At 60.7% G+C, this 11,110-nt stretch carries 14 protein-coding genes and 1 pseudogene; 9 read left to right on the top strand and 6 right to left on the bottom strand.

All coding sequences use genetic code 11. The features are described from left to right. The 3 genes from OXS31_RS23140 to OXS31_RS23130 form a co-directional block, all read left to right on the top strand. A partial coding sequence (locus OXS31_RS23140; RefSeq protein WP_267402331.1) for a hypothetical protein occupies positions 1–349 on the top strand: 349 nt, incomplete at its 5' end. An 11-nt stretch (positions 350–360) separates the two neighbouring features. Next, positions 361–1,437, top strand: coding sequence for a DUF4214 domain-containing protein (locus OXS31_RS23135; RefSeq protein ID WP_267402329.1), 1,077 nt, complete (start codon positions 361–363; stop codon positions 1,435–1,437). 118 nt (positions 1,438–1,555) lie between these two features. Next, entirely contained in the window at positions 1,556–2,080 is a 525-nt protein-coding gene (locus tag OXS31_RS23130) for a phospholipase D family protein (RefSeq protein ID WP_267402327.1), read from the top strand. Positions 2,081–2,204: 124 nt separating this feature from the next. On the opposite strand, the gene OXS31_RS23125 is transcribed toward OXS31_RS23130, so the two are convergent. Next, a complete protein-coding gene (locus OXS31_RS23125; protein ID WP_267402325.1) occupies positions 2,205–2,768 on the bottom strand; it encodes a hypothetical protein in 564 nt (187 codons plus the stop codon). A 149-nt stretch (positions 2,769–2,917) separates the two neighbouring features. Here OXS31_RS23125 and OXS31_RS23120 point away from each other — a divergent pair, with 149 nt between their 5' ends. Continuing rightward, positions 2,918–3,322 (top strand): TraR/DksA C4-type zinc finger protein, encoded by a 405-nt coding sequence (locus OXS31_RS23120; RefSeq protein ID WP_267402323.1) that lies wholly within the window; start codon positions 2,918–2,920, stop codon positions 3,320–3,322. Positions 3,323–3,693: 371 nt separating this feature from the next. On the opposite strand, the gene OXS31_RS23115 is transcribed toward OXS31_RS23120, so the two are convergent. Next, positions 3,694–4,236 carry a YfbU family protein gene (locus OXS31_RS23115; RefSeq protein ID WP_267402321.1) on the bottom strand — a complete coding sequence of 181 codons (543 nt, stop codon included), beginning with the start codon at positions 4,234–4,236 and terminating at the stop codon, positions 3,694–3,696. Positions 4,237–4,733: 497 nt separating this feature from the next. Between OXS31_RS23115 and OXS31_RS23110 the strand changes: the two genes are divergently transcribed. Together OXS31_RS23110 and OXS31_RS23485 are read left to right on the top strand one after the other, a co-directional pair. Continuing rightward, positions 4,734–4,988: a hypothetical protein gene (locus tag OXS31_RS23110; protein ID WP_267402319.1), complete on the top strand. Its 255-nt coding sequence runs from the start codon at positions 4,734–4,736 to the stop codon at positions 4,986–4,988. Then, positions 4,985–5,533 carry a hypothetical protein gene (locus tag OXS31_RS23485; protein WP_346659873.1) on the top strand — a complete coding sequence of 183 codons (549 nt, stop codon included), beginning with the start codon at positions 4,985–4,987 and terminating at the stop codon, positions 5,531–5,533. The genes OXS31_RS23110 and OXS31_RS23485 overlap by 4 nt, the downstream gene beginning before the upstream one ends. A gap of 125 nt (positions 5,534–5,658) precedes the next feature. On the opposite strand, the gene OXS31_RS23100 is transcribed toward OXS31_RS23485, so the two are convergent. Genes OXS31_RS23100 through OXS31_RS23090 form a run of 3 tightly spaced genes read right to left on the bottom strand, consistent with a single transcriptional unit; the run spans position 5,659 to position 8,190 of the window. Beyond that, positions 5,659–6,048 carry a hypothetical protein gene (locus OXS31_RS23100; protein WP_267402317.1) on the bottom strand — a complete coding sequence of 130 codons (390 nt, stop codon included), beginning with the start codon at positions 6,046–6,048 and terminating at the stop codon, positions 5,659–5,661. Further along, positions 6,048–7,223, bottom strand: coding sequence for a ParB N-terminal domain-containing protein (locus tag OXS31_RS23095; protein ID WP_267402315.1), 1,176 nt, complete (start codon positions 7,221–7,223; stop codon positions 6,048–6,050). The genes OXS31_RS23100 and OXS31_RS23095 overlap by 1 nt, the downstream gene beginning before the upstream one ends. 1 nt (position 7,224) lies before the next feature. Then, positions 7,225–8,190 (bottom strand): ParA family protein, encoded by a 966-nt coding sequence (locus OXS31_RS23090; RefSeq protein ID WP_267402313.1) that lies wholly within the window; start codon positions 8,188–8,190, stop codon positions 7,225–7,227. Between the two features lie 165 nt (positions 8,191–8,355). On the opposite strand from OXS31_RS23090, the gene OXS31_RS23085 reads away from it, so the two are divergent. After that, entirely contained in the window at positions 8,356–8,892 is a 537-nt protein-coding gene (locus OXS31_RS23085; RefSeq protein ID WP_267402311.1) for a hypothetical protein, read from the top strand. Between the two features lie 123 nt (positions 8,893–9,015). On the opposite strand, the gene OXS31_RS23080 is transcribed toward OXS31_RS23085, so the two are convergent. Continuing rightward, the gene (locus OXS31_RS23080; RefSeq protein ID WP_145155851.1) at positions 9,016–9,288 is read right to left on the bottom strand and encodes an HU family DNA-binding protein; all 273 of its coding nucleotides are present in this window, start codon (positions 9,286–9,288) and stop codon (positions 9,016–9,018) included. 206 nt (positions 9,289–9,494) lie between these two features. Between OXS31_RS23080 and OXS31_RS23075 the strand changes: the two genes are divergently transcribed. Together OXS31_RS23075 and purE are read left to right on the top strand one after the other, a co-directional pair. Beyond that, positions 9,495–10,514, top strand: coding sequence for a hypothetical protein (locus tag OXS31_RS23075; RefSeq protein WP_267402308.1), 1,020 nt, complete (start codon positions 9,495–9,497; stop codon positions 10,512–10,514). Between the two features lie 195 nt (positions 10,515–10,709). Further along, positions 10,710–11,110, top strand: a pseudogene (gene purE, locus OXS31_RS23070) (5-(carboxyamino)imidazole ribonucleotide mutase); the annotation flags it as partial.

Raw genomic sequence — 11,110 nt, 5'->3', positions numbered from 1 at the left:
TTGCAGTTCAGGCGACGCAGGCTATTACCAAGTGCCGTCGGTACCAAATCAGTATCGAGATGCAATCATCAGTCAGTACACCGGTTTCGGCGTCGCGCGCCGGTGCCCGGAGAGTGATGGATACGTCTACTGGCTTGGTCGGATCGAAAGTCTCGCTCCGAGCTTGGGCTATTCGAATGCTTGGTCTCAAGTCAGAGCGAGCATTACGTGGGCTGCGAACGAAAACGACGAGCGTGGGCAGGGCGGTATCAATAACGCCAATACCGCGTGCAATAACGCTGCGCGGGCCGCCTACGGGTTAAGCGCGACATATATCATCGGGTCAGGCAAATGGTGCCGGATCAACTGAGGAGTACCGACATGGATTCAGTTTCCGCGCGGGCTAGCATTGCTTTCGCATGCGATAAGTACCTTGCGAATTTCCCGGAAGTGAAAAACGAGTTGCTGGCGGGATTCGACGAGCTCCTGCCCATGCGTGGTCTCGAGTACGCCTACGACACCTTCACCAAGCTGCTGATCCTCCACATGGGTGGCTATGGGCACGCTTTCCCCGGTAACGCGCCTGTAATCGGTGGCGTTGGGTATATCGACACCTACGCCGCATCCGTTTCATCCACCCAGCTTGTTGATGCGCTCTACCCAGGAGCCAGCGCTGCCGACAAGGCGGCCATCGTGGCGAAGGTGAACGCCGGCGAAGTATCCAACGTCGATATCACGGCTGGCATCGTCTCCGCTGTGCAGAAGCAGAGCGCGCCGTCGGCCGCTGATGTGATCAAGGCGATCCCCCACTACGATTCCTTGGGCCTACCTGCAGCAGACCTCACTCTGGACGGAATATCGAGTGGTCAGGCTGACTTCTTGGTTGGCGTCTACGTTGCGAGCTTCGACCGTGCGCCTGATTTCGCAGGCCTGAAGTACTGGGCGCATGACCTGGCGGCTCTTACCAGCGCAGGCCTGACTCCAACCGCTGGGATCCAAGAGATCGCCGCGGCGATGTACACCGCCGGCAAGCAGAACGGCGAGCAGGGCGGCAACCTCAGCAACACCGACTACGTAAATTACCTCTACGGCAACGTCCTCGGCCGCCCAGCCGATGCCGCAGGCCTCAGCTGGTGGGTAAACGATCTGGATCATGGCGCGGCGCGTGACGCCTTCCTTGCGACCTATCTGAGCGCCGCGCTCGAGCATTCTGGCGACGCCACCTATGTGCAATCGCGTGTCGCGGTTGCCAAGCACGTGGCCGCGCTGAACCGTGATGGCATCACCGTCGATCTCAAGACGATTCTATCCGGGGTGAGTGACGCCGCTACCGCTCTTACTCGCATCGAAAGCCTGCATTCGGGTCAGACTCGCAGCATGGAGATCGATCACCAGGACCTGGTGCAGCTCGCCGGACTGGGCCAGGACCAACAGTTCCACCTGGCGCAGTTCGCCTGATCGCTTGAGGTGCCGGCCCGGATGCTTCCGGGCCAGTACTCGTGCGTTTTCACCTGCGTCATGCGGCGCAGGCAAGTGACCGCTCTCTATCCCAACGCTTATTTCAGCAAGGTGTCCCATGCCTCGTCGACTTCTCGCGCTCGTCGTTTCCCTTTCTGTGCTTTCTGGTCCAGCTGGCGCGGCGTCTCTGCAGACCGGGTTCTCACCTGAGGGGTCTGCCGAAGCGCTCGTGCTCAAGGTGATCGGCTCGGCCAAGCACGATCTGCGGATGATGGGCTACAGCTTCACCTCGCCCACCATCAGCGCAGCGCTTGCGAAGGCTGCGCGCTCCGGGGTGGACGTCAAGCTGGTGCTGGACGAGCACGGTAACGAGGGCAAGGCCTCCAAAAACGCCATGAACTACGTCGTCAACGCCGGGGTGCAGCTTCGCACGATCGATAAGTACAAGATTCAGCACGACAAGGTCATCGTGGTCGACGGCCAAACCGTGGAGACGGGCAGCTTCAACTACACGGCCTCCGCGGCGAAGGCCAACAGTGAAAACGTCTTGGTTGCCTGGGAGGTGCCCGACTTGGCCGCGGACTACCTCAGGCACTGGCAGTCTCGCTGGGACCAGGGGACCGACTACCGCTCGAGCTATTGAGGTCGTTCGGTCAGTGGCGGGGAAGTAGGGGAGGGTGCGGGTCGAGTTTCGACACCGGTACCAATAAGCAATCGGTTGCGTCTACCGGCGAAGCTTGCCCACGGTGCTAGAACTGCTCAGGTACCTATTCGTCGTCCTGGTCCGCATCGGACACCGAGCCAGGCTTCGCTTTGCCAAATTTTCGCGCATAGGCGCGACTTACCTGAGGGATCAGCCATCGCGTTGATCCCAGCGCCAAAAATTTCTGCCAGGTCTCATCGTCGCAGCGTAGAGCTCTGAGTCTATTGCGATCAGCCTGCGGGTCGATGGACTGGTGTTTGGCCTGAGTCTGCGAGACCGACACCAGCAGGTGTTCGAGTTCGGCCTTGTCAGCGGGTACCCAACCGGTCTGGCTGAGGTGCAGGGCCTGGCCAGGCTGCGTGCTGTAAGTCGATAGAGCGCTGGCGATATCACGCGGGATAAGAGGGTCGTCGAGGTCCAGGACTTGGCTTCGCCGCTGGATCGTTTTCGGGTTGGCCAAGAATAACTGAGCTGCCGCGTAGCGCGATTTAACGATCGCGCAGGCTTTCTCGCCGGTGGGGGCGTCGTAGATGTAAAGCTTTAACTGCCCGCTCATCGGAGATCTCATCTGGTGGCAAACGCGACTGCCGGCCATGCCGAACCCAACGATGGCGCGGGTGGCAGGCATTTTCGACACGGTATCGTATATACGAATGTGGACTCTTGCAAACGGCAGTCCAGTACAGAGATACTCTATTGTATATGTGAGCTGTATCACCTTTTTCTTTCTGTAAACAATAGGTTGGGTATTCGCCATTAGCGATAAGGACTTGCTCAATGAAGTCGATCGACATCAGCTGCATTCCTGCAGGTGAGTACATGAATGACAAACAGCTAGCGCACTTCCGCAGGGTGCTAGCCGAACGGGCTGAGGTCACCCGCGCCGCTGTGGAGCTCCACCGGCAGGCCCTGACACAGCTGGCTGTCCCCTCGGACGAGTCGGGCTCGGGATCGGTTGAAGAAGAGCGCCGCCGCCTCTTGGCCGAGGTGGAACGACAGACCCTGCATCTGCGGGAGGTGGCCAGCGCGATCCGTCGTATCGACGAAGGGGACTACGGCTACTGCGAGGCCAGCGGCGAGGAAATTTCGCTTGAGCGTCTCCAGGCGATGCCCTGGGCGGCCTACTCGGTCTATAGCCAAGAAGTCCTCGAGCATCGGCTAGCAACGGGCCGACGCGTCTAAGCGTGCCAATCCCTCAACTAAGCACCCGCACCAGGGAGATCTGATGGGCCAATCAGCGGCGCAATCGCTTTACAGAGGCGTAACGTGTTCAGAGCCGCCGGCTCACCCTCGGCTTCTTCCTGATTGGGCGCGGCCAGCCGCGCCAGCACGTGGTTACGACCACCTAGTCGTCATCGCGAGGCAGGTGCACGACGGAAGCACAGCGCGCATCGAGTGGTACCTCGACTTCCTCAACCTGGACACTCACGATTTCGCATCTGAAACCACGCCCTTTGAGGTCGCCTGGCCCTGGGATGTCTCCTTCAGTCCCGCGCCGGCCGATTGGGAAGTCATTGGTATTCCGGTACTGAGCTGAGCATCAGTCCCCGAGGCTATCGCCGATCTGGATGAACTGCTTCGGCGACTATTGAAAGAACCTCAGCCTGGTTCAGTTCCCGTCCAACAAGGTTGGGGCGAATGCGCTCAAACGCCGCGTACATCCTCGAGTAGCATTCCACGTGAGGGATATGGCTATTTAGATCGCGGCCGGCGAATTCTTCGAACAGGTCCAAGTCATGGATGAGGTGGCTAGCAATACTCATGTGCTCGCCCTCGTTGTTGCCGTCGAAGCCTGTGAATTTGGACGCGAAGCCTCCTGGCGCGACCGCAACCTCTGCCTGACTAGCTTCTGGTAGCGCTTCCACAGCCCTTTCAAGGAATTCGAACATGTCCAACACGTTGATGACGAAGCTCACGTTAGGTGGAGTTTCGGCACCAGTGAGCACCATGTCGTACTTGAAGGGCAGCATCCAAGCAGAGTCATGACTTATTGCTTTAGCGACGAGCTTAGGGTCGAAATGGGTATCAGCTCCGAGCTTGTCGGCGATGTCCGCCAGCATCAGGATGATCAGCTTCTGCTCATTCGTGGGGTTCATATCCGCTCCATAGGTGGGCCTCATGCCCGAACTTGAAGGCTAGCACTGCGTGACTACATTGGAAGTGATGACCAATTCCAGAGTTGTCCGGTTACGGGACCGAGCCTGGCACTCTGTGATTGGCCGTGAGGCTCAATCGTGCCGACCGTACAGGACACAGCATCAATGAGTAGCCGCGCTTACCTCCAGGTCGATTTCCGCCGTGCGCCGCCCGGGGATGTTCCGCATGCGGGAAAACACCTGGATCAAAAGGAGGCAGAAGCGCTGCATCTGCTTCTGGCCCGACTCACGCCTGCTCAGTGCGAAGAGATCGCAGGATCAGCATTGCAGGGGCATCTCATACGCCAAGCGTGCGACAAGCTGCTTGCCGGCCTTGAGCGAACGTTGCAGCCATCCCCTATACGAAGCGTGCCCACGAAGGACTAGATATCGGCACAATGTGCCGATATTATCCTTAGGTGCCAGCCAACCCGGCGAGGCGACCCTGAGGACCAACCATGGCCCGTTACACCTTCGAACGTACCCCTGCTACTGAACAGACTGATTCCGAGCTGCGCTTGCTTCGCGACGGCCAGCCCACCCGGCTCGTGATTCAGGACGCCACCCCCTATGGTGGCGGCTATGGCGTCAGTGTCGATCATCTAGATGATCCGGTAGATCCGCACCTCGAGCACTTGGGAAGCGCCGTGCGCACGTTCCGAGAGGCGGCTGATCTTGCTGTCGCTCGTGATCGCGCGGAGGTGGGTGTATGAAACCCAACGCTCCCTATCTGCACCTGCCGGACCCGCACTACCTCCGGCTGTTATGCCGGGCAGCAGGCTTGACCCCGCGCAAGGCGGCAAAAGCGCTGGGGATCGGTGAGAGGGTGATGCGCTACTACCTCACTCCCGCGGCTGAGGAGGCGGACTACAGGGAGGCTCCCTACCCTGTGCAATTTGCGCTCGAACACCTCGCCTACGGTGAACCCTGCATAGAGCCCGCTATCGATTTGCCGGCGCTGGCGATAGAACGCTTCGAGCCGCTTGCGTATGTCTTAGGCCGCCTTGAAGGCGAGCCGCAGGATGGCCCGGGCCTTGCGGAGCGTATCCGGGACGACGTAGTGGCGAAGGCTCCATACGCCTGGGTGGGGCATAGCTTGCTCGCCCGTCTACAGGACGGCGGCTATATTTCTGCTGAGTGCGTCAGTTGGTTCAAGTTGCACCTGTCGGTGACGTCATGGCTTGAGCCAAAAGAGGCAAGCGGTGAGGCTGAGCCGCCCAGACGACGTCGAATCATTAGGCCGCGGACCGGTGTCTGACAGACCCTGGATTGGCCGATTCGCGTAGCTGAATGAGCGAGATGACCTGGGGAGCCGGCGGCAATGGAGTCAAGGCTCACGAAAGGCCGCCGGCGACTACCCAGAAAAGACAGGCTTGCGTTGGCCTACCCGACGAGCGAAGTCGGGAGGTCAGCCGGCGCAAGCGCCTGCATGAAGAACGCCGTCGCCAACACGCTTTGGACATTGCTGTTGTGACGCTGAGCAAGCAGCTTGAACGCCTCCAGGTCCGACTGATACACCCGGAAAGACAGCAGCTCTTTGCCTTCGCGCGGATTGCGCTTCACGCCACCGAACAAGCTGCGCTGCTCGGGCTCGCTCTCACGCTGCAAGCGGGTCAGCGCCAGACGAACCCAGTCAGCCCAGCTACCGGCTTGGTACTCAGCGAACGCCGCCTCGACGTCGGCAAGGGTCTTGGGAGTCAGCCACACCTGATAGGTGGTGGTGGCTTCTGACAGCTGGGGAGGAGGGGCTATTGATAGCGCGCGTCTAGCCATTACTTGTCACCAGTGTAGTCAGCATCGTCGACATCGAGCACATGCAAGGATTCGGAAACCGTGTTGAATGCAGCGGCTAGCCGCTGCACCCGGAGCTTGTCGGAAAGGTTGACCCAACCATCGCTCAGCGCCTGTAGCTCGCCACGCACCTCGTCGCTCAGGTCGTCGATCGCCGACAAGGCTGAGATGATGCGCTGGCCACTGACGGTGCCCGGTAGGACGGCTTTGAACGACGGTCCCGCCGCTTTTCCCGCGGCGCCTTGGCCGGACTTACGCGAGCCAGGCTTGGTCGCCGGCGACGTTGCGCCGTCCTGACCAGGCGTATTGGCCTCGCCGCTGACCTTGAGCTTGCGAAGGTAGGCGCTTACCTCCTCATACGCGTTCCGCAACCCGGTGAACTCGCCATCCAGGACCCGAGCAAGCATCGGATCGCCATCAGGAAGCAGGCACAGGCTGCGGTAGTAGTAGGACTGAGTCTGGCCGCACCCCATGACATCCATGATGGCGGTCGCAGTTACCTTGTCGTTATCGGGCGAAAGAGGCTCGTCCGGGCTCAGGACCTTGACGGCAAAGGCACGCAGACCATCGCAGACATCCGCAACAGTAAGGTCGGTCCGGCGCAGGTTCTCGACCAAGCGCGCCACATGGATGACCTCGTCTTCCATCTGACGGATGATCACCCGCTCATTGGCCAGGCCGGCCAATAGGCACGCGGTGTACCGGCGTTCACCGGCGATAATCTCGCCGTCCGGCTTCGCGACGATGGGCTGCAGCAACCCGGTCTTCATGATCGACGCGGTCAGGTCGAAAAGGTCGTCCCAAACCGCTTTGTGCTTGGGCTCGGACACCGTGTCGATGAAAGCCTCAAACCGAGAAAGCCATTCGCTCTTACTTTCCCTGGGCGTTTTGGCCAGCTCGACGATGCGGTCGCGGGTGACGCCTGCTGTATCGAGGGACCGCCGGCGCGGATTGGCTGGCGACGGGCGCAGCTCGCTTAGCGCGTAGGAGATCTCCATCCGCTCCATGTTGTGCTTGAGCGAGTTGAGGAGCGTCGCAGCGCGATCAAGCTGAGGGTCGCTGGCGAGATCGACGTTCAGGAGCTTACGTCTGGACGATTTGGGGGCTACCGGTGCTGCTATCCCTGCGGTTTCAGAAGTCATTTCTTGTTCGCTCATATCAGGCCCTCTGACTCTGGCCAGCACTGGACGCCGACGTCTCTTTCATAGCCTTCGCCATGAAGGTGATGAACTGGCGCGCCTCTTTGGCAATAGCAGGCCCCATTTCGGTGACCTGTTGGGGCGTGATGTTGGAGGCGTCGGTTTCCGCGTAAGGGATCCTACGATCCAGCTTCACGGGCATTAGGTACTCGCCCAGACGGCTGTCCTTGATCTGCTTAAGCATGGTTTGGTGCAACGACGTCCTGGGCTGGACGATGTTCGGCAGAATGCCAAGCAGATGCATAGGCACATCATTGCCGCGCTGCGAGCCGAAGCGTGTCACGTACGAAAGGATGGAGAACACACCCTCAACGCTCTGAGGCTCCGGCACGAAGGGAATATAGATATGGGTACTTGCGGTAAGCGCAGCATCGATCAGGTTGCTTTTGCTCGGCGCGGTATCGATCAGTACGCAGCTGTAGCGCTCTGCAATTTCCGGCGATCGCAGCCACTGACGCATAGCGCCGCCCAGGGCGCTGACCTGGCTCTCGTCGAGCTGCATGATGCGGCGCATCAGTCGCTCGTCCGCGGGGACCACGTGAATCAACGGATTGGCCGTCTCGTAGGGCTCGGGCACTACGCTCTCGCCGCCGAGGAATTTGCCCCAGATATCGCACACGGAGCTGTAGTTGAAGGCCTCGTCAGCCAGGGCTGGATGAGGCTTGGGCATCATATCGCCGTAGCTGTCCGGTACCGGAGTCAACAGGTTCCAGCGCCGGGACGTATTGCCCTGGGGGTCGAGATCGATGATCAGAATCGGCTTGCCGCCATGGAACCACGGCAGTTCGGCTAGCCCCTGCGCCAGCACGCGAAGCGAGAGCGTCTTACCCACGCCCCCCTTGTAATTCATGCTGACGGTGACGGGAGCCCACTTCGCGCGGATCGCTTGGGCTAGCGGCGACATCTGGGCCGACGTTGGATCCATCTCAATTCTCCGTGTTGGCGTGCGTCTTGTTATACGGTCCCGTAACACACGGTCGTTACACAACAAGATTACACAGAAACGTTACACGGGCAAATTATACAGATAATTCGGCAAACTAAAACGGTACTATATTATCCAATGACATACTCGAGCTTGGAGGCGTTGATGAAAACCACAGCCATTCAGGACATTCAGAGCACCAACCTTCGACTGCGTCGGGTGCAGCAAGCACTCGAAGATCGAGTGAAGAGGTCTCAGTTCATGGCACCTGACGCCGCACGGATCGTGCGCCTGGCAGGGTTTGCAATCGCGGCCGTTGCCGCGGTAGGTGCTGCTGCCACGATGGCTGCGGCGGCGCCGATTGCGGCAGGAACGCTGGCCGTAACGGCGGGCGTGGTAGGGCTCGGTGGAAACCGCGTGCTGACCAAAGCGCTCGAGCAGGCGAAGATGCGCACTGAGGCAGAGCAGCTCCTGAATGGAGCTGCAGCTATGCGGCAGCGACTCGGGCAGATCTACCACAAGGTCAAACAAGCGGAAAAGCAACAGGAGGCTCAGTCCTATACGCCGGGCGCTGACCTCCAGGCTCACTACCGGCAGAGACAAGAGCTTGCTCAAGCTGCCCGGCTCGCTGGCGCAGTGGAAGTGGCGTCGTCGTCGCCGTCCTTGGATCGGCCGAAGTACGAGGGGCCGCGCCTCGGGTAGTCCATCCAAGAAGCTTGCAGCACCAGCTGTCACCAGCTGTCGAACTGCGCCAGCCGGCCTTGGTGAGGCGGAGAGGGGAGAGGCAATTCATGCCGACGTGGCCGTCGGCATGAAGAGGCGGAGTTACTGCACCGCGTCTTTCAACGCCTTCCCGGCTTTGAACGCAGGAAGCTTGGCGGCGGCGATCTGAATCTCCTCGCCCGTTTGAGGGTTGCGGCCTGTGCGAGCGGCTCGCGCCTTGACCTCAAAGGTCCCGAAGCCCGGTACCACGACTTTGTCGCCTTTCTGCAGCGTGTCGGAGATCACCTGGACGATCGCGTCCACGGCAAAGCCCGCTTGGATCTTGGTAATTTCAGTCGTCTCAGCAATGGACGCGACCAGTTCTGGCTTCTTCATGCAATGAACCTCCAATAGTCATCCCGGCAGAAAACTATCTCATGAGAGCATATTGTACAATGCTCATCCTGGCTCACCGCGCGCGCCGCTGTACGCCGATAGCGATTCTGCCACTCAGTTCGCCAAACGCACCTCCTAGACCCTCAAAGCAGTCACAGGCGCGGGGTCGTCGGCCCTGGCGACTCAGCAGCTCAAGGAGCATCGCCATGCAACGCCCCATCCAGCTCATCGCGCTGGCGCTCTTAGGTAGCGCCTTGGTAGCCGGCTGCGCCCGCAAGCAGGTTCATGAGCCCTACACGGTCTACAAGTCACCCGCCGGTCCCGCTGATCGGGACTGGGTACCGCCGCCCCTTTGGACGCCACGAGAATCCGACCCGCTGCCGGGTACCGCCCCAGCTACGGCCCAGCAGGCAGACGCTCCCAGCGTCGCTCCTTCCGCTACGCCTGCTGCAGCGATACCCATCGAACCCTCGGATGAAGTGGTAGAAGACGCTCGGCGCCTCGGCCAACTCGGCGATCAGGACGGCATGATTGCCAAGCTCGAGATGGCGGCGGCACAAGGGAGTGCCGAAGCTCACTATGAGTTGGCCAAGGTCTATGCGGACGGCAAGCTCAATGGTGGAAACAGAGCGCTCGTCGCCAATCACCTTCAGGCATCTGCAGATCTTGGCAATCCGGAAGCATTGCGCGTGCTCGCGTGGCAGCTGCTGCGCACCGAGAGCGATCCGGCTGGGCGGCAACGCGGTGTGACGATGATGACCCAGGCAGCCGAGCGCAGTATCCGAGCGCAGCGCGAGCTGGGAATGCTCTACCTTGGCCTCTACAAGCCTGACCTGAAGGACGCTGAGCGAGGCCTTGATTACCTGCGCGCCGCAGCCGCGGGAGGCGACGCAGAGGCGCCAGGTCAGTTGACCAAGGCGCTCGCGCGGTTCGGGAGGCCTGCGGACGCAGCGATCGGTGGTCAGGCGCTGCAGCAGTATGGCACCGCCGGCGACAGCGCCCAAGAATCTGCAGAGCAGCTTTACGAGAGGGGGAGTGCGATGCTTGCTAAGGGCGGGACCAGCGAGAACCAAGCCCGTGCCTATGCGCTCTTCGACCTGGCGTATCGAAAGGGGCACCAAATGGCGGGCGTCGAGTTGCGGATGCTATCCGGTCTCAAGGCAGAAATGGACCGGCGCGAGCCTGGCTGGCTGGCGCGGTACCAGCTCGAGGCCCTGGTCAACTGATAGGGGCGGCAATCGTCGAGGCGCGCAAACGTTGCTTGGAGGGATGTGAAACGGCCAAAGCCGTGCCAGGTATGACATCGGCCCACTTGTATGCGGGCCCTGCCTAGGATTCTGCGCATCGCTTTCGTCTATACGGTGCCGCTCATTTCCCAAGCCACGTCCACCGCGTGGCTTCTTCATTTCAGAGGCACGACGATGAGCGCACTCGTAGGCGTGATCATGGGCTCCAAGTCCGATTGGTCCACCCTGAGCCACACCGCCGACATGCTGGACAAGCTGGCATTCCCCAGGAAGTAAAGGTGGTCTCCGCCCACCGCACCCCCGATTTGCTGTTCCAGTACGCCGAAGAGGCCGCTGGCCGCGGCATCGAGGTGATCATCGCCGGTGCCGGTGGCGCCGCCCACCTGCCTGGCATGTGCGCCGCGAAGACCCATCTGCCGGTGCTCGGCGTGCCGGTGCAGTCCTCCATGCTTTCAGGCGTCGACTCCCTGCTGTCCATCGTGCAGATGCCCGCCGGCGTGCCGGTCGCCACTCTGGCCATCGGCAAGGCTGGCGCGATCAACGCGGCCCTGCTGTCCGCCAGCATCCTCGGCGGT

The sequence above is a fragment of the Pseudomonas sp. GM_Psu_1 genome (assembly GCF_026544185.1).
In the GTDB taxonomy this organism is placed as follows: Bacteria; Pseudomonadota; Gammaproteobacteria; order Pseudomonadales; family Pseudomonadaceae; genus Chryseomonas; species Chryseomonas oryzihabitans.
This window is presented reverse-complemented; position numbering and strand designations above follow the sequence as displayed.

Coding starts and splice junctions, on each gene's coding strand:
- OXS31_RS23135 (WP_267402329.1), top strand. CDS start 361: ATGGATTCAGTTTCCGCGCGGGCTAGCATTGCTTTCGCATGCGATAAG.
- OXS31_RS23115 (WP_267402321.1), bottom strand. CDS start 4,236: ATGAACCCCACGAATGAGCAGAAGCTGATCATCCTGATGCTGGCGGAC.
- OXS31_RS23085 (WP_267402311.1), top strand. CDS start 8,356: ATGAAAACCACAGCCATTCAGGACATTCAGAGCACCAACCTTCGACTG.
- OXS31_RS23485 (WP_346659873.1), top strand. CDS start 4,985: ATGAAACCCAACGCTCCCTATCTGCACCTGCCGGACCCGCACTACCTC.
- OXS31_RS23095 (WP_267402315.1), bottom strand. CDS start 7,223: ATGAGCGAACAAGAAATGACTTCTGAAACCGCAGGGATAGCAGCACCG.
- OXS31_RS23120 (WP_267402323.1), top strand. CDS start 2,918: ATGAAGTCGATCGACATCAGCTGCATTCCTGCAGGTGAGTACATGAAT.
- OXS31_RS23130 (WP_267402327.1), top strand. CDS start 1,556: ATGCCTCGTCGACTTCTCGCGCTCGTCGTTTCCCTTTCTGTGCTTTCT.
- OXS31_RS23090 (WP_267402313.1), bottom strand. CDS start 8,190: ATGGATCCAACGTCGGCCCAGATGTCGCCGCTAGCCCAAGCGATCCGC.
- OXS31_RS23110 (WP_267402319.1), top strand. CDS start 4,734: ATGGCCCGTTACACCTTCGAACGTACCCCTGCTACTGAACAGACTGAT.
- OXS31_RS23075 (WP_267402308.1), top strand. CDS start 9,495: ATGCAACGCCCCATCCAGCTCATCGCGCTGGCGCTCTTAGGTAGCGCC.
- OXS31_RS23080 (WP_145155851.1), bottom strand. CDS start 9,288: ATGAAGAAGCCAGAACTGGTCGCGTCCATTGCTGAGACGACTGAAATT.
- OXS31_RS23125 (WP_267402325.1), bottom strand. CDS start 2,768: ATGCCTGCCACCCGCGCCATCGTTGGGTTCGGCATGGCCGGCAGTCGC.
- OXS31_RS23100 (WP_267402317.1), bottom strand. CDS start 6,048: ATGGCTAGACGCGCGCTATCAATAGCCCCTCCTCCCCAGCTGTCAGAA.